Below are 21,613 nucleotides of genomic sequence, written 5' to 3'. Positions count from 1 at the left end.
ACGGTGACCGCCGTCCGCCGCCACCGCCGACCCGCCCCGGGCGTCCGCCCGGGCAGGTCCGGCGTGCCCGCGGCGGCCGGCCACGCCTACGCCCGGCTGGCCCGTGGCTGCCGTCCGCGGGGCTGCCGCGCACCGGCACGCCGGGTCCACGGCCGGCGCGTGCGGTACGTGATCGGCGACGAACCGGGCCAGGTCAACGGGATGCGATGGCGCCGCGCGCCCGAGCGCGCAGGCCGACAGGCCGTGCGGAGCGGGGTCACCGCCCCGACCCGCCTCCTTCCCTGACCGGGCCCGGCCCGGTCACCCGCCGCGTCCGCGCGGCGTCCCCGCACTCCCGGCGGCCCGAGCGGCCGGGAGCCGGCACCCGTACGGCTCCGGCCGCGCCGGTGACCGGACACGGCGGGGCGGCGGCGTAGCCTCCGTACGGGAAGGGCGTGGGCGCGGCGGGCTCCGGCCGCGGGCGCGACGCCCCGTCACCCACCACCCGACACGTCCCGGAGCGGCACACCCGCCCGGATACGAGGAGTCCCGTCGCCATGTCCAGCGACTTCTTCATTCCCGACCCCGACGGTCATGTCCCCACCCCCCAGGGCTACTTCGGAGCCTTCGGCGGCAAGTTCATCCCCGAGGCGCTCGTCGCCGCCGTGGACGAGGTCGCCGTCGAGTACGAGAAGGCCAAGCACGATCCGGCGTTCACCGCCGAACTCGGCGAGCTGCTCGCCGACTACACCGGCCGCCCCAGCGCCCTCACGGAGGTGCCCCGCTTCGCCGAGCACGCCGGCGGCGCGCGCGTCTTCCTCAAGCGCGAGGATCTGAACCACACCGGCTCGCACAAGATCAACAACGTGCTGGGCCAGGCCCTGCTCACCCGGCGGATGGGCAAGACCCGGGTCATCGCCGAGACCGGCGCGGGCCAGCACGGGGTGGCCACGGCCACCGCGTGCGCGCTGTTCGGGCTCGAATGCACCGTCTACATGGGCGAGATCGACACCCAGCGGCAGGCGCTCAACGTCGCCCGGATGCGGATGCTGGGCGCCGAGGTCGTCGCCGTGAAGTCCGGCAGCCGCACCCTCAAGGACGCCATCAACGAGGCGTTCCGCGACTGGGTCGCCAACGTCGACCGCACCCACTACCTCTTCGGCACGGTCGCCGGGCCCCACCCCTTCCCGGCCATGGTGCGCGACTTCCACCGGGTCATCGGCGTCGAGGCCAGGCGCCAGCTCCTGGAGCGGGCCGGACGGCTCCCCGACGCGGCCGTCGCCTGCGTCGGCGGCGGGTCGAACGCCATCGGCCTCTTCCACGCCTTCATCCCCGACTCCGGCGTCCGCCTGATCGGCTGCGAGCCCGCCGGCCACGGCATCGCCACCGGGGAGCACGCGGCCACCCTCACCGCGGGCGAACCGGGCATCCTGCACGGCTCCCGGTCCTACGTCCTCCAGGACGACGAGGGCCAGATCACCGAGCCGTACTCGATCTCGGCCGGCCTCGACTACCCGGGCATCGGGCCCGAGCACTCCTACCTCAAGGACTCGGGCCGCGGCGAGTACCGCGCGGTCACCGACGACGAGGCGATGCAGGCACTGCGCCTGCTGTCGCGCACCGAGGGCATCATCCCGGCCATCGAGTCGGCGCACGCGCTGGCCGGCGCGCTGGAGGTCGGACGCGAGCTGGGCAAGGACGGGCTGATCGTGGTCAACCTGTCCGGCCGCGGCGACAAGGACATGGACACCGCCGCCCGTTACTTCGGGCTCTACGACACCGACGCCCGGGTCGAGGCCGACGCCTCGGCGGACAACGGCGCCGCCGAGATCCAGGGGGACGCCTCGTGAGCGGCAATCTCGACCTGCTGAACACCACCCTCGCCGCGGCGCGCGAGGAGAACCGGGCCGCGCTCATCGCCTACCTCCCGGCGGGCTTCCCGGACGTCGACACCGGCATCGAGGCGGTCAAGGCCGCCTTCGACGGCGGCGCCGACGTCGTCGAGGTCGGGCTGCCGCACAGCGACCCGGTCCTCGACGGCCCGGTGATCCAGACCGCCGACGACATCGCCCTGCGCGGCGGCGTGCGCATCGCGGACGTGATGCGCACGGTGCGCGAGGCACACGCGGCGACCGGCAAGCCGGTCCTGGTGATGACGTACTGGAACCCGATCGACCGCTACGGCGTCGAGCGGTTCACCGCCGAGCTCGCCGAGGCCGGGGGCGCCGGGTGCATCCTGCCCGACCTGCCCGTCGAGGAGTCCGGCCTGTGGCGCGAGCACGCCGAGAAGCACGGGCTCGCGACCGTCTTTGTCGTCGCCCCGAGCAGCAGGGACGCACGGCTCGCGACCATCACGGCGGCCGGCAGCGGCTTCGTGTACGCGGCCTCCCTGATGGGCGTCACCGGCACCCGGGCGTCCGTCGGCGCCGAGGCGGCGGATCTGGTGCGGCGCACCCGTGCCACGACCGACCTCCCGGTCTGCGTGGGCCTCGGCGTCTCCGATCCCGCCCAGGCAGCCGAGGTGGCCGGCTTCGCGGACGGGGTGATCGTCGGCTCCGCGTTCGTCAAGCGGATGCTCGACGCGGACGGCCCGTCCGCCGCGGTGGCGGCCGTACGGGAACTGGCGGGCGATCTCGCCCGGGGCGTGCGCGGCACCGCGTAGCTCGAACGGGTGGAAACGGGACCGGGGAGGCGCGCAGACGCCTCCCCGGTTCGTTTGCGGTGCGTGAGCGAGAACCAAGAACGGAAGCGGACCGCACGCGAGCGGATCCAGCGGGAACGGCAGTTGGACAAGGCCCGCGAGCGGCGCCGCCGGACCCTGATCGTGGCGTCGGCCGTGGTCGGCGTCCTCGGCCTGGCCGCCGTCGTCGGCCTCGTCGCGGCCAACAGCGGCAAGGACACGAAGGACGGCTCCTCGGAGGCCGGCCCGCTCAGCGCGCCCAGCGGGGTGCAGGGGGAGGAGCAGCTCGCGATCCCGGTCGGCGCGAGCGACGCCCCCTCCACCCTCACCGTGTGGGAGGACTTCCGCTGCCCGGCCTGCGCCCAGTTCGAGAACGCGCTGCGGCCCACGATCCACGAGCTCGTCGAGGCCGGGAAGATCAAGGTCGAGTACCACCTCGCCACCATCATCGACGGCAACATGGGCGGCACCGGGTCCCTGCGCGCGGCCAACGCGGCGGCCTGCGCCCAGGACGCCGGCAAGTTCGCCGAGTACCACGACGTCCTCTTCATGAACCAGCCCCCGGAGCCGGACGACGCCTTCGCCGACAACGGCAGGCTGATCGAGCTCGCCGGAAAGGTCGACGGCCTGGACACCCCCGCCTTCCGCGGCTGCGTCAACGACGGCACCCACGACAGCTGGGTCGAGAAGTCCTCCACCGCCTTCCAGGAGGGCGGCTTCCGCGGCACGCCGACGGTGCTGCTGAACGGCGAGTCGGTCTTCCCCACCAAGGGCGAGGAGCAGATCTCCGTGGCCAACTTCAAGAAGTGGGTCGAGGAGGCCAACAAGGGCAAGCAGCCCGGCACCCGGCAGCCCTCGCCCGCGGGCAGCGCGCCCACCGGGGCCCCGGCCTCCTGACCCCGGCGGGACCCGTGCGGCAGGGCGCGGCGGGCAGGGCGTGTGGCGACAGTCCCTCCTGGCCCGCGACGCCCGGCACGCTCCCCCAGCTACCGCTGGGAGGTGCCCCCATGCCGCGTTGCCGGAGTCATCCGGTACGCCCGGTACGAGGACGGTCCTCCGCCGTGCGGAGTCCGGAGAGCGGGGCAGGCCCCGCCCGGAGGGCGGACGGAGCTGCTTTCGCCGCACGCCCCGGTTCCCCGTTACCCAGACGTTGCCGGGTGGGTTGCCGCACGCCCCGCCCGGCAGGGTAGCGTCAGTGCTGCCATGGAAATCGCCTTCATCCCGAGTCCGTCGACCGGAGTGATCCACCTCGGACCGCTCCCGCTGCGCGGCTACGCCTTCTGCATCATCATCGGCGTCTTCGTCGCCGTCTGGTTCGGCAACAAGCGCTGGGTCGCCCGGGGCGGCAAGGCCGGCACGGTCGCCGACATCGCCGTGTGGGCCGTGCCCTTCGGCCTCGTCGGCGGGCGCCTCTACCACGTGATCACCGACTACCAGCTGTACTTCAGCGAGGGTGAGAACTGGGTCGACGCGTTCAAGATCTGGGAAGGCGGTCTCGGCATCTGGGGCGCCATCGCGCTCGGCGCGGTCGGAGCCTGGATCGGCTGCCGCCGCCGCGGCATCCCGCTGCCCGCCTGGGCGGACGCCCTCGCACCGGCGATCGCCCTCGCGCAGGCCATCGGCCGCTGGGGCAACTGGTTCAACCAGGAGCTGTACGGCAAGGCGACCGACCTCCCCTGGGCCGTCGAGATCTCCGAGGGCGCGGGCCGCGAGGCCGGCACCTACCACCCGACGTTCCTCTACGAGTCCCTGTGGTGCATCGGCGTCGCCCTCCTCGTGATCTGGGCCGACCGCCGCTTCACGCTCGGCCACGGCCGCGCCTTCGCCCTCTACGTCGCCGCGTACTGCACGGGCCGTGCCTGGATCGAGTACATGCGCGTCGACGAGGCGCACCACGTCCTCGGTCTGCGGCTGAACGTCTGGACGTCGATCCTGGTCTTCGTCCTCGCGGTCGCCTACATCGTGATCTCGTCCCGGCTGCGCCCGGGCCGCGAGGAGATCGTCGAGCCGGAGACGGCGCGCCCGGCGAAGGCCGCCGCGAAGGCGGAGGCCGGGAACGACGCCGCCGGTGACGGCGACGCCGCTCCCGCCGACGCGGAGCCCGCCGAGCGGGACGGCGACGCGGACGACGGCACCCCCGCGGACGGCGACGTCTCCGCCGACACCGGCGCGAAGCCGGCCGGCGGCAAGGGATAGCGGCTCCGCCACCTGCGCGGTGGCGGGAGACGGCCCGGAGAAGGAAGGGGCTGCCGCGGGCATCGCCCGCGGCAGCCCCTTCCCCGTCGTGTCCGGGCCCCGGGTCAGGGCAGTTCGCGGGCGGCGATCGCCAGGGTGCGCTCCGCCGCCGCGACGACCGCCGCGTCCACGAACCGGCCGTCCGGGAGCGCCATGGCCCCCGAGTCCGACGCCGCCGCCTTGACGATCTCCTCCGCGTCGTCGATCTCCTGCGGCGTCGGCCGGTAGGCGCGTTCGATCACGGGCAGCTGGCGGGGATGGATGGCGGCCCGGCCCAGGAAGCCGACCGAGCGGCCGTGGACGCAGGAGGCGTGCAGCCCGTCCATGTCGACGATGTCGGGGAAGACCGACTGCGCGGGCGGTGCCAGCCCCGCCGCGCGAGCGGCGACCACGATGCGGGTGCGCGGCCAGTCCAGCCCCGTGTCGCCGCGCACCCCCAGGTCCGCCCGCAGGTCGGACTCCCCGAGGGCGATGCCGTGCAGGGCGTCGTGCGCGGTGGCGATCGCGTAGGCGTGCTCCACGGCCAGTGCCGACTCGAGCAGCGCGTACAGCGGCACGCCCGGCGCGTCCGCGGCGATCCGCTGGACGTCCGTGGCGTACGCCACCTTGGGGATGCGCAGGGCGGCCAGTCCGGGCAGCCCCGCCAGCGCCGCGACGTCCGCGGGCGAGTCGATCCGGACATGGACGGGGAGCGGCAGATGCTGCGACAGCAGCTCGGCCGTGGCCGCGAGCGCGTACGCCTTGCGGTGTGCGGCCACCGCGTCCTCCAGGTCGACGATGACGACGTCCGGGCGGGCGGCGATGGCCTTGTGCACCACCTCCGGACGGTCCCCCGGGGCGTACAGCCAGGTCAGCGGGAAGGTCATAGCGCTCCTTCGGTGCGGAGTGCGGCGATGTCGGCGGGGGACAGGCCGAGCTCGGCCAGCACCGCCTCGGTGTCCGCGCCGTGCGGACGCCCGGCCCAGCGGATGGCGCCGGGCGTCTCGGAGAGCCGGAAGAGGACGTTCTGCATGCGCAGCGTGCCCAGCTCCGGGTCGGGCACCTCGGTGATCGTGCCGAGCGCCTGGTACTGGGGGTCGGCGTAGACGTCGCGGATGTCGTAGACCGGTGCGATGGCCGCCTCGGCCTTCTCGAACGCGGCGATCGCGTCCGCGCAGCTCTGCCGCGCGATCCAGCTGCCGACGGCCCGGTCCAGCTCGTCCGCGTGGTCGGCCCGCCCGCTGCCGGTGGCGAACCAGGGCTCGCCGGTGAGCTCGGGCCGGCCGACCAGGTGCATCACGCGTTCGGCCACGGACTGGGCCGAGGTGGAGACGGCCACCCAGCCGCCGTCCGCGGTGCGGTAGATGTTGCGGGGCGAGTTGTTGCGCGAGCGGTTGCCGGTGCGGGGCTGCACGTAGCCGAGCTGGTCGTACCAGAGTGCCTGCGGGCCGAGCACGGCCAGGATCGGCTCGATGATGGCCATGTCGACGACCTGGCCGCGCCCGGTGGCGGTGCGCGCGGCCAGCGCGGTCATCACGGCGTACGCGGTGGCGAGCGCGGCGACCGAGTCGGCGAGGCCGAACGGCGGCAGTGTGGGCGGCCCCCCGGGCTCCCCGGTCGCCGCCGCGAAGCCGCTCATCGCCTCCGCGAGGGTCCCGAAGCCGGGCCGGTGGGAGTAGGGGCCGAACTGCCCGAAGCCCGTGACCCGGGCCAGGACCAGCCGGGGGTTGGCGGCGGCGAGCTCCTCCCAGCCCAGGCCCCACCGCTCCAGGGTGCCGGGGCGGAAGTTCTCGACGACCACGTCGGCGGTGGCCGCCAGGCGCAGCAGGGTCTGTCTTCCGCCGGGCGTGGAGAGGTCCAGTGTGATGGTGCGCTTGTTGCGGCCGAGGACCTTCCACCACAGGCCGACGCCGTCCTTGGCGGGCCCGTGGCCGCGCGAGGGGTCGGGCCGGCTGGGGTGTTCGACCTTCACGACCTCGGCCCCGTAGTCGCCCAGCAGGGTGGCGCACAGCGGGCCGGCGAAGAGCGTGGCCAGGTCGAGGACGCGCAGGCCGCGCAGCGGCGGCGCCCCGTCCGGCGGGGTGTCCGGCGGGGTCTGCGGCGCGGTGTCCGGCGTTCCGGCCGGCGGGGAGTCGGGAGGGGTCATGAGGCGGCGTCGATCTCGGGGCGGTACGGCATGGACGTGGACGCTCCCGGGCGTTGGACGGACAGGGCGGCGGCGGCACTGGCCCAGGCGAGGGCCTGCTCCACGGGCCGGCCCTCGGCGAGGGCCACGGCGAGCGTGCCGACGAAGGTGTCACCGGCGGCCGTCGTGTCGACGGCGGTGACTCGGGGCGCGGGCACGGTGAGCGGCGCGGTGCCCCGGGCCGCGTGCAGGGCGCCCGCCGAGCCGAGGGTGACGACCACTTCGGGGACGCTGCGCAGCAGGGCGGCGGCGGCCTCGTGGGGGTCGGCGATGCCGGTGAGCGCGGCGGCCTCGTGCTCGTTGGGGACGAGGAGATCGACCGCGGCGAGCAGTTCGGGCGGCAGGGGCCGCACCGGCGAAGGGGTGAGCACGGTGCGCACCCCGTGGCGGCGGCCGGCCAGGGCGCCGTCGAGAACGGCGCCCTGGGGGAGTTCGAGCTGGAGGAGCAGCAGGTCGGCCGTGGCGATGACGGCCTCGTCACCCGGTGCGAGCGCGGTCACGGTGCCGTTCGCGCCGGGGACGACGACGATGGAGTTCCCGCCCTCGTCGTCGACGACGATGTGCGCCGTGCCGGACGGTCCGTCGGCCGTGCGGAGCAGGTCGGTGTCGACCCCGGAGGCTTCCAGCGTGTGCCGCAGCACGGCGCCGAACTCGTCCGTGCCGACCGCCCCGATCATGGTGACGTCGCCGCCGGCGCGGGCCGCGGCGACGGCCTGGTTGGCCCCCTTGCCGCCGGGGACGGTGGTGAACTCCCTTCCGGTGACGGTCTCCCCGCGTTTCGGCGGCCGCGCCACGTAGGCGACGAGGTCCATGTTGGTGCTCCCGAGTACCACGATGCCGGTCATGGGCGCAGTGCCTCCTCCACGGTCAGACGGGCGAGGGTGTCGAAGCCGACGCCGTCGAATCCGGCGACGGACGTGGCGAGCCGGTTCTTCAGCGGTGCGGTCCAGCGTTCGGGCAGCGCGTCGGGGGAGCCGGCGAGCAGCCCGGCGACCGATCCGGCGGTCGCGCCGTTGGAGTCGGTGTCCCAGCCGCCCGACACCGCACGGCAGACGGACCCCGCGAAGTCGCCGTCCGCGTGGGTCAGCGCGGCCGCGAGCACGGCGGCGTTGGGCACCGCGTGCACCCAGTGCAGGGCGCCGTACGCGCCGTGGATCCGGTCGACCGCCCGGTCGAAGTCCTCCTCCGCGCGGGCGGCCGCGACACCGAACCGGACGGCACCGGCCAGCCGCGAGCGGGGCGGCACCACCGAGAGCCCGGCGTCCAGCGCCTCGTGCACCCCGGCGTCGCCGCCGGCCGCGGCCGCCACCGCGGCGGCGACGAACATGGCGCTGTAGGCGCCGTTCGCGGTGTGGCTGAGCGCGGCGTCGCGGAAGGCCTGCTCGGCGGCGGCGGCCGGTGACCCCGGGTTGGTCCAGCCGTGCACGTCGGCGCGGATCGCGGCGCCGATCCACTCCCGGAAGGGGTTGCGGCGCAGCGCGGCCGCGGGCGGCTCCGTCCCGCAGAGCAGATTGCGGTAGGCGACGCGCTCGGCGGTGAAGGTGCGGCCCGCGGGCAGTTCGTCCAGCCACAGCGCGCCGACGTCGGCGGTGGTGAACCGGCGGCCGTGGCGGCGCAGCAGCAGCAGGCCGAGCAGCGGGTAGTTGAGGTCGTCGTCCTCCGGCATGCCGTCGATGTTCTCGGCGAGGCTGTTGGCCGCGCTGCGCCGGTTCCAGGGGTGGGCGGCGGCCAGCTCCGGGGGCACCCCGCGGGCGGTGAACCAGTCGGCGAGCGGCCAGTTGCCGGTCGCCCGGGCCAGGGCGCGGATGGCGGGCAGCGGAAGCTTCTCCACGGGCTTGCCCAGCAGGCAGCCGGCGGCCCTGCCGAGCCACGCGGCGTGCAAGGCGTCCTCACCGGGCGCGGCGCGGGGCGGCCGCCGGGACGGGTCGCGGCGCGGGCCGTCGCCGTGCGGTGCCGCCTGCCCGTACCCGGGGGCGTGCGGCGGGTGCGCGGCCGGTACGGTCCGGGCCCGCGCATCCGGCCGGCCCGCGCGGTCCGGCCCGGGGGAGCGCGCGCCACCGTTCCACGCCCCGTGCGGGGCACCGGCGGACGCGGACGGGTCCGCGCCGCCGTCGCCGGGCCCCGGCCCGTCACCGCTCGCCTGCCCGTCACCCCGCCCCTGCCGGTCGCCGGGCCGCCGGTCCAGGGCCGGGCAGACGGCGGCGATCGACGGCCAGTCCACCGGTTCGTCGGCGGCCAAGGGGGAGGGCAGGGCGGCGAGTTCGTCGAGGAGGCGTTCGGCGAGCGCCCGCAGCCGGGGCGGCGCGGGTGCGGGGGAGGCGCCCGCGCGCGCGGGCGCCGGGGCGCCGCCCGCGGCGAGCCAGCGGTCGCGGATCGCGGACGCGTCCCGCCCGTCCTCGTCGGCCTGGCGCAGCTCGTGGCCGACGAGGTCCTCGGGCTGCACCCAGGTCAGACGCAGGGCGCCCGTCACCGGGCGTCCGCCAGCGCGGCGAACGCGGCCTCGTGGGCGCGGCGGCGCGTCAGGTCCCGTGCGTGGATCTCCCGGGCCACCGCGACGAGTTCCGCCGCGGGCGCGCGCAGATCGGTCCGGCTGGCCCGCCCGACCCGGTCCGCCCAGTCGCCCGGTACCGCCGACTCCCCGTGCATCGCGCCCACGAGAGCTCCCGCCATGGTCGCGATCGAGTCGCAGTCGCGCCCGTAGTTGACGCAGGCGAGCACGGTCCGCCGGTAGTCGCCCCCGCCGACGAGCAGCATCCCCAGGGCGATGGGAAGCTCCTCGATGGAGTGCAGGCGGGACGGGCGCCGGGCGCCCAGCGAAGGAGCCCGGTAGTCGGGGCCGACCGTGTCGAAGGGGGCGATCGCCGCGCGCAGCGGCGCGAGCGCCGACTCGACGTCGGTGTGGCGCACGGCGGTCTCCGCGACGGCCTCGATCGCGGCCTGGGTGCCGTCCTTGGCCAGCGCGAGCACGCTCTCCACGACGCTCGCCGGGGTCGCCCCGGGCGCGGCCGCGGCGGCGACGGCCGCCGCGAAGACGCCTGCGGCCTCCCGTCCGTAGGACGACTGGTGCGCACCCGCGATGTCGAGTGCCTCGTGGTAGGCGGCCTCCGGGTCGGCGGCGTTGACCAGGCCGACCGGTGCCATGTACATCGCCGCACCGCAGTTGACGATGTTGCCGACGCCCGCCTCACGGGGGTCGTTGTGGCCGTAGTGCAGCCGGTGCACCAGCCACTTCTCCGCCAGGAAGATCCGCTGCAGGGGCAGGGCCTCCGCCTCCAGTTCGGGGATCCAGCGGGGGGTCGAGATCAGATCGGGCACGAGGTGTTCGGCGACCGCGTAGGCGTCCAGATGGTCGCGCACGACGCCGTAGACGCGGACCAGCGCGTGGGTGAGCAGGGTGTCGTCGGTGATGTGGCCGTCGCCCTTGTGGTACGGGGCGATCGGGCGCGCGGTGCGCCACGCGTCGCCGTTCCAGGGGCCGACGATGCCCTCGACCCGGCCGCCGTGCCGCTCGACGATCTGCTCCGGGGTGTAGCCCTCGACCGGCCCGCCGAGAGCGTCGCCGACGGCGGCGCCGACCAGGCTGCCCGTGAACCGGTCGTCGAGGGAGGGGGAGTTGGGGCTCGCCGGAGGGGTGGCCGCGTTCGCCGTCGCTGTCGTCATGACCGGATTGTCCCCCTTGTTCCGTCGTGTGCGGCGTACCTCGCCCGGGGATTCGGCCAGGTCCCCGTCGGCTCCCCCCGCGCGGACCTCCTGCCCGGCGTCGGCACCCCGCACGCGGTCGGCGCACGGGGAGGGGGCGGGGGTGCCGGCGCCGGGAGCGCGGCCGCTCTCGCTCCGGGGGCCGCGCGACGACGGGCGGGGCGCCGGAGGACGGGCCCGGCGCGCCCCGGCCGCGCGTGCGGGGCGGAGGCTGTCGCGGCGTTCCGGCGGTGCGCCCTGCCGTGGTGCCGGGGGTGTCGTGGGGCGGCGTCCGGTGACGCAGTGCCGGCGAGTCCGCTGCCGGCCGTTGCCGGGGCCCCGCCCGGTGGTTGTCCCCGGCTCGCGCGTGCGGGGCGCAGGCGAGGGCGGGTGACTCCTCCGCCCCTGGTGCCGTCACCGGCTCCTGCGCGTGGGGCGGATGGCCGGGGGTGGTTCCGGGGTGCTGTGCCGTGCTGTGACGGTGGCGCGGGACCCGTTGCGGCGGACGCGCGTCGCGCTTCGTGCGGCGGGGACGCGGCTCGGTGCGGGGTCTCCCGTTGTGGTGGCTGTGCGCGCCGGGCAGCGGTGGACCGGTGTCCGCCACCGGGCCGGTGCGAGGGCCCGGCACCGGGGCCCGCGTTCCGGGGGGAGACGGCGCCCGGCCGGGCGGCGGCCCGCCACGGGCCCCGCTGCCGGAGGCCCCGTACCGGGGCGCCGTTCCCGGCCGTGGATGACGGTGCCCGTCAGGGGCCGAGGCCCCCGGCATCCGCGTCCCCCGACGCCGCCAGGAGGGCGGCGAGGGCGACGAGGTCGGTGCCGGCGAGGTGGGGGAGGGCGCAGCCGGCGAGGTGCCGGCAGGCCTCCCGCCAGCCGGCCGGCACCCGGTCGCCGCCGCCCAGTACGCCGGTCAGGGCCCCGGCCAGCGCGGGCGCCGAGTCGGCCACCCGGGAGAGGCAGGCCGCCGCGGGCACGGCCTCGGCGACCCGGCCCCCGGCGGCGAGGGTCAGCGCGAGCGCCACGGGCACCGTCTCGGCGGCGGCGATGCCGTAGCTGTAGACGTGGTCCACGATCTGGTGCTCCAGCAGAGGGACCAGGTCGAAGGCGCAGTCGGCGTCCCGCGCGAGGGCGAGCGCGTGGCGGGCGTTGCGTCCGATCTCGGTGGACTCGGGCAGCTGCCCGAGGGCGGCCGCCGCGGCGGTCTCCGCGTCCGCCCCGCCGAGGGCCGCCGCCACCGCGGCGGCCATGGCCCGGGCCCCGTGGACGCCGTCGCCGTCCTGCGTGTAGCGGGCGTCGAACTCGGCGAGTTCGGCGGCGGCCTCCGGGTCGCCGGGGTGCACGACGGCGAGCACGGCGGCCCGCACGCAGGCGGCGTCGTCGAAGTAGTGCGGATTGTCGTGGCCGGTCGCCGGCGGCCGCAGGCCGGTGGCGAGGTTGCCGAGACCCGCGCGTACGGAGATGCGGGCCCGCAGCGGAAGCACGGCCGACTCGACCTCCGGGGCCCGGGCGGCCGCCGCGGCGACCTGGCTCGCGAGGGCGTTCCAGGCGAGGTCGACGGCTGCTCTGATCCGGCGGGCGGGGGGCAGGTCCCGGAAGCCGTCGCCGTGGGCGGTGAGCACGACGCCCGCCGCGAACGCGGCCCACTCGGCGTCGTCGGACGGCCCGAGGCGCAGCGGCTCGGGCGGCTGGTTCAGCGCGATCGGCACCGGGAGCGTGGTGGTCTGGTTCTGCTCGGCGAACGTGTCGAGCTCCCGGGTGAGCCGCCGGGTCCATTCCGGCATGCGGCCCGCCCGGTGCCGGGCCGCCGGCCAGCCGGCCGCGTCCCCGGCGGCCAGCCCCAGCAGCAGCCCTTCGAGCGGCCGGGCGACGGCTGCGGGTGCTGCGGGGGCGCGGTGGGCGTACGGGTGCGCGGGGCCGCCGCGGGCGGTGGCCTCGGCGACGGCGGGCCCGGCGGCGCGGCCCCGGCCCGGTCCGGGAGCAGCCGCGCCGCCGCCCGTCCCGGTACCGCCGGCCGCCCCCGTGCCGCCGCCTGTCCGGGTGCCCCCGACCGGTCGGGGCGCGGTGCGGTCGGCCGCGGGTGTGCCGGTCGCGGTCGCCTCGGGCCGGGTGCGGTCGGCCGCGGTCGCCTCGGGCGCGGTGCCGGTCATGACGTCGGCGGGGTCAGGAGGGCGGCCACGTCCAGGACGTGGTGTCCGCGCATCGACGGGAGGCAGCTGCCGCGGACCGGGCCGATGGCGCTCGCCCACTCCGGCGGGATCGCGCCCGCGCCGTTGACCGCTCCCGCGAGGGCGCCCGCGACGGCCGCGGTGGTGTCCGCGTCGCGGCCCATGTTGACCGCGGTCAGCACCGCCGTGCGGAAGTCCCCGCGGGCCGCCGCGAACGCGCCGAACGCCAGTCCCACGGCCTCGGGCGCCAGGTCGGTCCAGGGATAGCCGCCGATCACGACGGCCGAACGCACCGCCCGCTCCGTCGACAGCGCGTCCGGATGGGCGCGGCCCGCCGCGATCACCCCGCGGCGCAGGGAGCGCGCGGTCCACGAGTCCATGGGCACCACGGACAGCGCCGCCCCGATCACCCCCGCGGGGCCCGCCCCGCCCATCGCGGCCGCCACCCCCGCCGCCACCGCCCTGCCGCCGAGGATCCCCTCGCCGTCGTGGCTGACACTCCCGTCGACGGTGACCAGCCGCGCCGCCTCGTCGGGGCGTCCGGCCGCGAAGACGCCGAACGGGGCCGCGCGCATCGCGAGCCCGTCGCTCCACGCGTGCCGGTGCTGGGCCGAGATCGGGGCCGCCAGCCCGCGCCGCAGGTTCTCCAGCGTGCCCCGCTCGCTGAAACCGGCCCCCCGGAACGGGCCCTCGTCCCGGTCCGCGATCCACTCGTGCCAGGCCGCCTCCACATGGGCGACGGTCAGCCCCGAGCCGTGCCGGGCGAGCAGCAGCCCCGAGAAGATGGCGTACTCGGTGTCGTCGGTCCCGGCGGGGTCGTCGCTGACGAACCCCTCGATACGCCCCCAGCGCCGGCGGATCTCGGACGGCCGCATGTTCTCGGCGGGTGCGCCGAGCGCGTCGCCCACCGCGAGTCCGAGGAGCGCTCCGCGCGCACGGTCGGCGCACGACGGCGCGGCGGCGGCGGAGGCGGTCGGGGAGTCGGGCGTGGGGACGGCGGGGCCGTCCACCGGGACGGTGGACGGCCCGTCGGTGCACGACTCGGTCAGCAACTCCATGAGGGGCCCTTTCGCGCGCGCGAGCCTGGTCCCGGATGTCTGCCACGCCCCGCCCCGGACCGCATCACAGAAACGTTTCTGTCACCCGACCCGGCGTACGGCGCGATGCCGCGCGGAGGCCCCTCCGGGCGCCGGGTAAGTACGGCCTGCCTTGCTGGCGCGCCCCTTACATACGGCGTACGTTCGAGGTCAGAGGGCCGCGGTGCACGGGGACCGCGGGCAAGAGGGGAGAGCTGTGTCCATCATCGAGACCGAGGCCGCGCTGCACGAGGCGCACCGGGACAACCACACCCACCGCGACGTGAACGGCGGATGGCTGCGCCCCGCGGTGTTCGGCGCGATGGACGGGCTCGTCTCGAACCTGGCCCTGATGACCGGCGTCGCCGGCGGCGCCGTCTCCCAGCAGACCATCGTCGTCACGGGCCTCGCCGGACTGGCCGCCGGAGCGTTCTCCATGGCCGCGGGGGAGTACACCTCGGTCGCCTCGCAGCGCGAGCTGGTCCAGGCCGAGCTCGACATCGAACGCCGCGAGCTGCGCAGGCACCCGGTCGACGAGATGGAGGAGCTCGCCGCGCTCTACACGGCCCGGGGCGTGGAGCCCGCACTCGCCCGCGAGGTGGCGATGCAGCTGTCCCGGGATCCGGAGCAGGCGCTGGAGATCCACGCCCGCGAGGAACTCGGCATCGATCCGGACGACCTCCCGTCGCCGGCCGTCGCCGCCGTCTCGTCCTTCGGCTCGTTCGCCCTCGGCGCGCTCCTGCCCGTGCTGCCGTACCTGCTGGGAGCGAGCGCCCTGTGGCCCGCGGTGCTGCTCGCCCTCGCCGGGCTGTTCGCCTGCGGCGCCCTGGTGGCGAAGGTCACGGCCCGCGGCTGGATGTTCAGCGGCCTGCGCCAGCTGGCGCTCGGCGGCGCCGCCGCCGCGCTCACCTACGGGCTCGGCATGCTCATCGGCTCCGCGGTGTAGCCCGCTCCCGCCGTCCCGCCCGCCTGCCGCGACCGCACCGGCCCCAGGTCAGGGGCCGGTGCGGTCGCGCTTTGCCGCTCCATCCCCGACGCTGTGACGTACATCCCCTCCGCCGGGCGGCGCAACAGTGAGACACTATGCAAGGCACGACATAGGTAGCCGTTACCCGGTGGTTTCGCCTCCGCAATCACCGGGCATGAGCCGGAAGCGCTCCGGGCAACGAAGCCTGTCCGCGCCGGTCCTCCGGTACCGCGATCCGTCCCCTTCATCCGGTTCGTTCGCCCCGGGACCCCCTGTCACCGCGCTGCGCGGTGTCCGCATGCTGGAATGGTCTATCCGCTTTCCGAGAAGCGCTCCATCATGTAACCTGCACGAAATTTCGCCAGGGCCAACGTCGTCCCTCGGCACTGCACATGCCACGACGACGACGGGAGAGCCGATGCGTTCCGACGCCTGGTCGCCCATGGACGGTCGCCCCGCCCCCCAGGGGATGTACGACCCCCGTAACGAACACGACGCCTGCGGTGTCGGGTTCGTGGCCACCCTCACCGGTGTAGCCAGCCATGAGCTGGTCGAGCAGGCGCTGACCGTACTGCGGAACCTCGAGCACCGCGGCGCCACCGGCTCCGAGCCCGACTCCGGCGACGGCGCGGGCATCCTCCTCCAGGTCCCCGACGCCTTCCTGCGCGAAGTGGCCGGATTCGATCTCCCCGAGGCCGGCTCCTACGCCGTCGGCATCGCCTTCCTCCCCGCCGAGGACAACGCCGACGCCGTCTCGCGCATCGAGACCATCGCTGGCGAGGAGGGCCTCACCGTCCTCGGCTGGCGCGAGGTCCCCGTCGCACCCGAGCTGCTCGGCAACGGCGCCCGCGCCACGATGCCGGCCTTCCGCCAGCTCTTCGTCGCCGACGGCACCAGCACCGGCATCGCCCTGGACCGCAAGGCCTTCGTGCTGCGCAAGCGCGCCGAGCGCGAGGCCGGCGTGTACTTCCCGTCGCTCTCCGCCCGCACGATCGTCTACAAGGGCATGCTGACCACCGGCCAGCTGGAGCCCTTCTTCCCGGACCTGTCCGACCGGCGCTGCGCGACCGCCGTCGCCCTCGTGCACTCCCGGTTCTCCACGAACACCTTCCCGAGCTGGCCGCTGGCCCACCCGTACCGCTTCGTCGCGCACAACGGCGAGATCAACACGGTCAAGGGCAACCGCAACTGGATGCGCGCCCGCGAGTCCCAGCTCGGCTCGGACCTGTTCCGCGAGGGCAGCCTGGAGCGCATCTTCCCGGTCTGCACCCCGGACGCCTCCGACTCCGCCTCCTTCGACGAGGTCCTGGAGCTGCTCCACCTCGGCGGCCGTTCGCTGCCGCACTCGGTGCTGATGATGGTCCCCGAGGCGTGGGAGAACCACGACTCCATGGACCCGGCCCGGCGCGCCTTCTACCAGTACCACTCCACGATGATGGAGCCCTGGGACGGACCGGCCTGCGTCACCTTCACCGACGGCGTCCAGGTCGGCGCGGTCCTCGACCGCAACGGCCTGCGCCCCGGCCGCTACTGGGTCACCGACGACGGCCTCGTCGTGCTCTCCTCCGAGGTCGGCGTCCTCGACATCGACCCCGCCAAGGTCGTCCGCAAGGGCCGCCTCCAGCCCGGCCGGATGTTCCTCGTCGACACCGCCGAGCACCGCATCATCGAGGACGACGAGATCAAGTCCGCCCTCGCCGCCGAGCACCCCTACGCCCAGTGGCTGGAAACCGGCGAGATCGAGCTCGAGGACCTCCCCGAGCGCGAGCACATCGTCCACACCCACGCCTCCGTCACCCGCCGCCAGCAGACCTTCGGCTACACCGAGGAGGAGCTGCGCGTCATCCTGGCGCCGATGGCCCGCACCGGCGGCGAGCCGCTGGGCTCCATGGGCACCGACTCCCCGATCGCGGCCCTGTCCGAGCGCCCCCGGCTGCTCTTCGACTACTTCACCCAGCTCTTCGCGCAGGTCACCAACCCGCCGCTGGACGCCATCCGCGAGGAGCTCGTCACCTCGCTGTACTCCTCGCTCGGCCCGCAGGGCAACCTGCTGGAGCCGACCGCCGCGTCCTGCCGCAGCGTCACCCTGCCGTTCCCGGTGATCGACAACGACGAGCTGGCCAAGCTCATCCACATCAACGCCGACGGCGACATGCCCGGCATGAAGGCCGCCACGCTGTCCGGCCTCTACCGCGTCTCCGGCGGCGGCGACGCGCTCGCCGCCCGCATCGACGAGATCTGCGCCGAGGCGGACGCCGCCATCGAGAACGGCGCCCGGCTCGTCGTGCTCTCCGACCGGCACTCCGACGCCGAGCACGCGCCGATCCCGTCGCTGCTGCTCACCTCGGCGGTCCACCACCACCTCATCCGCACCAAGCAGCGCACCCAGGTGGGCCTGCTGGTCGAGGCCGGCGATGTCCGCGAGGTCCACCACGTCGCGCTGCTCATCGGCTACGGCGCCGCCGCGGTCAACCCGTACCTGGCGATGGAGTCCGTCGAGGACCTCGTGCGCGCCGGCACCTTCATCGAGGGCCTGGAGCCCGAGAAGGCGATCCGCAACCTCATCTACGCCCTCGGCAAGGGCGTCCTCAAGGTCATGTCCAAGATGGGCATCTCCACCGTCGCCTCCTACCGCGGCGCCCAGGTCTTCGAGGCCGTCGGCCTCGACGACGCCTTCGTGGCGACGTACTTCAACGGCACCGCCACCAAGATCGGCGGCGCCGGCCTGGACGTCGTCGCCAAGGAGGTCGCCGCCCGGCACGCCAAGGCGTACCCCGCCACCGGCATCCCCTCCGCGCACCGCGCGCTGGAGATCGGCGGCGAGTACCAGTGGCGCCGCGAGGGCGAACCGCACCTCTTCGACCCGGAGACCGTCTTCCGCCTCCAGCACGCCACGCGCACCAAGCGGTACGACATCTTCAAGAAGTACACGGACCGGGTGAACGAGCAGTCCGAGCGCCTGATGACGCTCCGCGGCCTGTTCGGCTTCACCTCCGACCGCCCGTCGATCCCCGTCGACGAGGTCGAGCCCGTCTCCGAGATCGTCAAGCGCTTCTCCACCGGCGCCATGTCGTACGGCTCCATCTCCAAGGAGGCGCACGAGACGCTCGCCATCGCCATGAACCAGCTGGGCGGCAAGTCCAACACCGGCGAGGGCGGCGAGGACCCGGAGCGCCTGTACGACCCCGAGCGCCGCTCCTCCATCAAGCAGGTCGCCTCCGGCCGCTTCGGCGTCACCAGCGAGTACCTCGTCAACGCCGACGACATCCAGATCAAGATGGCCCAGGGCGCCAAGCCCGGCGAGGGCGGACAGCTCCCCGGCCACAAGGTCTACCCGTGGGTCGCCAAGACGCGTCACTCGACGCCCGGCGTCGGCCTCATCTCACCGCCGCCGCACCACGACATCTACTCCATCGAGGACCTCGCCCAGCTCATCCACGACCTCAAGAACGCCAACCCGGTCGCCCGCATCCACGTGAAGCTGGTCTCCGAGGTCGGCGTCGGCACGGTCGCCGCCGGCGTCTCCAAGGCGCACGCGGACGTCGTCCTCATCTCCGGCCACGACGGCGGAACGGGCGCCTCCCCGCTGACCTCGCTGAAGCACGCGGGCGGCCCCTGGGAGCTCGGCCTCGCCGAGACCCAGCAGACGCTGCTGCTCAACGGCCTGCGCGACCGCATCGTCGTGCAGACCGACGGCCAGCTCAAGACCGGCCGCGACGTCGTCATCGCCGCGCTGCTCGGCGCCGAGGAGTTCGGCTTCGCGACCGCCCCCCTCGTCGTCTCCGGCTGCGTCATGATGCGCGTCTGCCACCTGGACACCTGTCCGGTCGGCATCGCCACGCAGAACCCGGTGCTGCGCGAGCGGTTCTCCGGCAAGGCCGAGTTCGTCGTCAACTTCTTCGAGTTCATCGCCGAGGAGGTCCGCGAGATCCTCGCCGAGCTGGGCTTCCGCAGCGTCGAGGAGGCCGTCGGCCACGCCGAGCTGCTGGACACCACGCGCGCCGTCACCCACTGGAAGGCCCAAGGCCTCGACCTCGCGCCGCTGTTCCACGTGCCCGAACTGCCCGAGGGCGCGGTGCGCCACCAGATCACCGAGCAGGACCACGGCCTGGCGAAGGCCCTCGACAACGAGCTGATCGAGCTCGCCGCCGAGGCGCTGAACGCCGCCTCCGTCGAGGACGCCCGGCCGGTGCGCGCCCAGATCGGCATCCGGAACATCAACCGGACCGTCGGCACCATGCTCGGCCACCAGGTGACCAAGCGGTTCGGCGGCGCGGGCCTGCCCGCCGACACCATCGACATCACCTTCACCGGCTCCGCCGGCCAGTCCTTCGGCGCCTTCGTGCCGAGCGGCGTCACGCTCCGCCTCGAGGGCGACGCCAACGACTACGTCGGCAAGGGCCTCTCCGGCGGCCGGGTGATCGTCCGCCCGGACCGAGGCGCCGACCACCTCGCCGAGTACTCGACCATCGCCGGCAACACCATCGGCTACGGCGCGACCGGCGGCGAGATGTTCCTGCGCGGCCGCACCGGCGAGCGGTTCTGCGTCCGCAACTCCGGCGCCCTGGTCGTCTCCGAGGGCGTGGGCGACCACGGCTGCGAGTACATGACCGGCGGACACGCGGTCGTCCTCGGCGAGACCGGCCGCAACTTCGCGGCCGGCATGTCCGGCGGCATCGCCTACGTCGTCGACCTCGACCGGGACAACGTCAACTCCGGCAACCTCCAGGCGATCGAGACCCCGTCCGACGCCGACAAGCAGTGGCTGCACGACGTCGTGCGCCGCCACCACGAGGAGACGGGCTCCACCGTCGCCGAGAAGCTGCTGGCCGACTGGGAGACGAACGCCGCCCGGTTCAGCAAGATCATCCCCACCACGTACAAGGCAGTGCTCGCCGCCAAGGACGCCGCTGAGCTCGCCGGTCTCACCGAGCAGGAGACCACCGAGAAGATGATGGAGGCGGCGACCAATGGCTGACCCCAAGGGCTTCCTGACCACCGGCCGCGAGGTCGCCGAGACCCGCCCCGTCGAGGAGCGCGTCAAGGACTGGAACGAGGTCTACGTCCCCGGCTCCCTGCTGCCGATCATCAGCAAGCAGGCCGGCCGCTGCATGGACTGCGGCATCCCGTTCTGCCACAACGGCTGTCCGCTCGGCAACCTCATCCCCGAGTGGAACGACTACGCCTACCGCGAGGACTGGTCGGCGGCGTCCGAGCGCCTCCACGCGACCAACAACTTCCCGGAGTTCACCGGGCGGCTGTGCCCCGCGCCGTGCGAGGCCGCGTGCGTCCTCGGCATCAACCAGCCGGCCGTCACCATCAAGAACGTCGAAGTCTCCATCATCGACAAGGCCTGGGACTCCGGCGACGTCACCCCGCAGCCGCCGGACCGCCTCTCCGGCAAGACCGTCGCCGTCGTCGGCTCCGGCCCCGCCGGTCTCGCCGCCGCCCAGCAGCTCACCCGGGCCGGCCACACCGTCGTCGTCTACGAGCGCGCCGACCGCATCGGCGGCCTGCTGCGCTACGGCATCCCCGAGTTCAAGATGGAGAAGGTGCACATCAACCGCCGCATCGAGCAGATGCGCGCGGAGGGCACCAAGTTCCGCACCGAGGTCGAGATCGGCACCGACATGCCGTCCGACGCGCTGCGCCGCCGCTACGACGCGGTCGTCATCGCCGCCGGCGCCACCGTCTCCCGCGACCTGCCGGTCCCCGGCCGCGAGCTGAACGGCATCCACTTCGCCATGGAGTACCTGCCGCTCGCCAACAAGGTGCAGGAGGGCGACTTCGTGGCGCCCCCGCTCACCGCCGAGGGCAAGCACGTCGTCGTCATCGGCGGCGGCGACACCGGCGCCGACTGCGTCGGCACCGCCCACCGCCAGGGCGCGGCCTCGGTCACCCAGCTGGAGATCATGCCCCGACCGGGCGAGGACCGGGTCGCCGGCCAGCCCTGGCCGACCTTCCCCATGCTCTACAAGGTCACCTCGGCCCACGAGGAGGGTGAGTACCTGGCTCGCAACGAGGGCAAGGTCAACCCCGGGCAGGGACCCTCCTCGCCGAAGGCGGGCGAGGAGGGACGGGTCTACTCCGTCTCCACCACCCACTTCGAGGGCGACGAGGACGGCAACGTCCAGGCCCTCCACCTGGTCGAGGTCGAGTTCGTGGACGGTAAGCTGACCCAGAAGCCCGGCACCGAGCGCCGGATTCCGGCACAGCTGGTCACGCTGGCGATGGGCTTCACGGGCACGGACCAGTCCAACGGACTGGTCCAGCAGTTCGGACTGGAGCTCGACGACCGCGGCAACATCGCCCGCGACGCCGACTTCGCCACCAACGTCGACGGCGTCTTCGTCGCCGGAGACGCGGGCCGCGGCCAGTCGCTGATCGTGTGGGCGATCGCCGAGGGCCGCTCCGCGGCACGCGGTGTCGACCGCTTCCTCACGGGAGCGAGCGCCCTCCCGGCGCCGATCCGCCCGACCGACCGCGCGCTCACGGTCTGACGACCGGAGCACGGCACCGGCCGCCACCCGGTGCCGCGCGCACAACCCCATACGTCCCGTACAACGGCGTGCGGTACTGAACACGGCGCCTGCCTCGTCCCCGACCGGATCCGGCAGGCGCCGTGATGCGTCCGGGGCCGGGAGCGGGGGCCGCAACCGGTACGACCGCGTG

At 74.7% G+C, this 21,613-nt stretch carries 15 protein-coding genes; 8 read left to right on the top strand and 7 right to left on the bottom strand.

Annotated features, from left to right (window positions below; all coding sequences use genetic code 11):
- Nucleotides 1-3 precede the first annotated feature (3 nt).
- The 5 genes from trpM (at nt 4) to lgt (ending at nt 4,855) form a co-directional block, all read left to right on the top strand.
- Complete coding sequence (gene trpM / locus IAG43_RS35180) at nt 4-285, top strand: tryptophan biosynthesis modulator TrpM (RefSeq protein WP_425508578.1); 282 nt, start codon at nt 4-6, stop codon at nt 283-285.
- A 251-nt stretch (nt 286-536) separates the two neighbouring features.
- Nucleotides 537-1,829: a tryptophan synthase subunit beta gene (gene trpB / locus IAG43_RS07555; RefSeq protein WP_187739985.1), complete on the top strand. Its 1,293-nt coding sequence runs from the start codon at nt 537-539 to the stop codon at nt 1,827-1,829.
- Nucleotides 1,826-2,641, top strand: a complete 816-nt coding sequence (gene trpA / locus IAG43_RS07550; protein ID WP_187739984.1) for a tryptophan synthase subunit alpha — start codon at nt 1,826-1,828, stop codon at nt 2,639-2,641. Before trpB ends, trpA begins: the two co-directional genes overlap by 4 nt.
- A 63-nt stretch (nt 2,642-2,704) precedes the next feature.
- Entirely contained in the window at nt 2,705-3,556 is an 852-nt protein-coding gene (locus IAG43_RS07545) for a thioredoxin domain-containing protein (protein WP_187739983.1), read from the top strand.
- A 306-nt stretch (nt 3,557-3,862) separates the two neighbouring features.
- Nucleotides 3,863-4,855, top strand: a complete 993-nt coding sequence (lgt, locus tag IAG43_RS07540) for a prolipoprotein diacylglyceryl transferase (protein ID WP_187739982.1) — start codon at nt 3,863-3,865, stop codon at nt 4,853-4,855.
- Nucleotides 4,856-4,959: 104 nt separating this feature from the next.
- Here the strand turns inward: lgt and IAG43_RS07535 are convergent, their stop codons facing one another.
- The 7 genes from IAG43_RS07535 to IAG43_RS07505 form a co-directional block, all read right to left on the bottom strand.
- Complete coding sequence (locus IAG43_RS07535; RefSeq protein WP_187739981.1) at nt 4,960-5,760, bottom strand: HpcH/HpaI aldolase/citrate lyase family protein; 801 nt, start codon at nt 5,758-5,760, stop codon at nt 4,960-4,962.
- The gene (locus IAG43_RS07530; RefSeq protein WP_187739980.1) at nt 5,757-7,019 is read right to left on the bottom strand and encodes a CaiB/BaiF CoA transferase family protein; all 1,263 of its coding nucleotides are present in this window, start codon (nt 7,017-7,019) and stop codon (nt 5,757-5,759) included. Before IAG43_RS07530 ends, IAG43_RS07535 begins: the two co-directional genes overlap by 4 nt.
- Nucleotides 7,016-7,903 (bottom strand): ribokinase, encoded by an 888-nt coding sequence (gene rbsK, locus IAG43_RS07525; protein ID WP_187739979.1) that lies wholly within the window; start codon nt 7,901-7,903, stop codon nt 7,016-7,018. Before rbsK ends, IAG43_RS07530 begins: the two co-directional genes overlap by 4 nt.
- Nucleotides 7,900-9,528, bottom strand: coding sequence for an ADP-ribosylglycohydrolase family protein (locus IAG43_RS07520; protein WP_246574135.1), 1,629 nt, complete (start codon nt 9,526-9,528; stop codon nt 7,900-7,902). The genes rbsK and IAG43_RS07520 overlap by 4 nt, the downstream gene beginning before the upstream one ends.
- Nucleotides 9,525-10,718 carry an ADP-ribosylglycohydrolase family protein gene (locus IAG43_RS07515; RefSeq protein ID WP_187739978.1) on the bottom strand — a complete coding sequence of 398 codons (1,194 nt, stop codon included), beginning with the start codon at nt 10,716-10,718 and terminating at the stop codon, nt 9,525-9,527. The genes IAG43_RS07520 and IAG43_RS07515 overlap by 4 nt, the downstream gene beginning before the upstream one ends.
- A gap of 761 nt (nt 10,719-11,479) precedes the next feature.
- Nucleotides 11,480-12,880, bottom strand: coding sequence for an ADP-ribosylglycohydrolase family protein (locus tag IAG43_RS07510; protein ID WP_187739977.1), 1,401 nt, complete (start codon nt 12,878-12,880; stop codon nt 11,480-11,482).
- The gene (locus IAG43_RS07505; RefSeq protein ID WP_246574132.1) at nt 12,877-13,956 is read right to left on the bottom strand and encodes an ADP-ribosylglycohydrolase family protein; all 1,080 of its coding nucleotides are present in this window, start codon (nt 13,954-13,956) and stop codon (nt 12,877-12,879) included. Before IAG43_RS07505 ends, IAG43_RS07510 begins: the two co-directional genes overlap by 4 nt.
- 235 nt (nt 13,957-14,191) lie before the next feature.
- On the opposite strand from IAG43_RS07505, the gene IAG43_RS07500 reads away from it, so the two are divergent.
- The 3 genes from IAG43_RS07500 to IAG43_RS07490 all read left to right on the top strand — a co-directional run bounded on the left by IAG43_RS07500 (nt 14,192) and on the right by IAG43_RS07490 (nt 21,441).
- Complete coding sequence (locus IAG43_RS07500; RefSeq protein ID WP_187739976.1) at nt 14,192-14,920, top strand: VIT1/CCC1 transporter family protein; 729 nt, start codon at nt 14,192-14,194, stop codon at nt 14,918-14,920.
- Nucleotides 14,921-15,359: 439 nt separating this feature from the next.
- Nucleotides 15,360-19,919 carry a glutamate synthase large subunit gene (gene gltB, locus IAG43_RS07495; RefSeq protein WP_187739975.1) on the top strand — a complete coding sequence of 1,520 codons (4,560 nt, stop codon included), beginning with the start codon at nt 15,360-15,362 and terminating at the stop codon, nt 19,917-19,919.
- Nucleotides 19,912-21,441, top strand: a complete 1,530-nt coding sequence (locus IAG43_RS07490) for a glutamate synthase subunit beta (protein WP_187739974.1) — start codon at nt 19,912-19,914, stop codon at nt 21,439-21,441. The genes gltB and IAG43_RS07490 overlap by 8 nt, the downstream gene beginning before the upstream one ends.
- The last annotated feature ends 172 nt before the right edge of the window (nt 21,442-21,613 follow it).

The organism is Streptomyces genisteinicus (assembly GCF_014489615.1).
GTDB classification, from domain to species: Bacteria; Actinomycetota; Actinomycetes; order Streptomycetales; family Streptomycetaceae; genus Streptomyces; species Streptomyces genisteinicus.
This window is presented reverse-complemented; position numbering and strand designations above follow the sequence as displayed.

Excerpts from the sequence above, each read along its gene's own strand:
- IAG43_RS07530 (WP_187739980.1), bottom strand. The coding sequence starts at position 7,019 with ATGACCCCTCCCGACTCCCCGCCGGCCGGAACGCCGGACACCGCGCCG.
- gltB (WP_187739975.1), top strand. The coding sequence starts at position 15,360 with ATGCGTTCCGACGCCTGGTCGCCCATGGACGGTCGCCCCGCCCCCCAG.
- trpB (WP_187739985.1), top strand. The coding sequence starts at position 537 with ATGTCCAGCGACTTCTTCATTCCCGACCCCGACGGTCATGTCCCCACC.
- IAG43_RS07535 (WP_187739981.1), bottom strand. The coding sequence starts at position 5,760 with ATGACCTTCCCGCTGACCTGGCTGTACGCCCCGGGGGACCGTCCGGAG.
- lgt (WP_187739982.1), top strand. The coding sequence starts at position 3,863 with ATGGAAATCGCCTTCATCCCGAGTCCGTCGACCGGAGTGATCCACCTC.
- rbsK (WP_187739979.1), bottom strand. The coding sequence starts at position 7,903 with ATGACCGGCATCGTGGTACTCGGGAGCACCAACATGGACCTCGTCGCC.
- IAG43_RS07490 (WP_187739974.1), top strand. The coding sequence starts at position 19,912 with ATGGCTGACCCCAAGGGCTTCCTGACCACCGGCCGCGAGGTCGCCGAG.
- IAG43_RS07505 (WP_246574132.1), bottom strand. The coding sequence starts at position 13,956 with ATGGAGTTGCTGACCGAGTCGTGCACCGACGGGCCGTCCACCGTCCCG.
- IAG43_RS07515 (WP_187739978.1), bottom strand. The coding sequence starts at position 10,718 with ATGACGACAGCGACGGCGAACGCGGCCACCCCTCCGGCGAGCCCCAAC.
- IAG43_RS07510 (WP_187739977.1), bottom strand. The coding sequence starts at position 12,880 with ATGACCGGCACCGCGCCCGAGGCGACCGCGGCCGACCGCACCCGGCCC.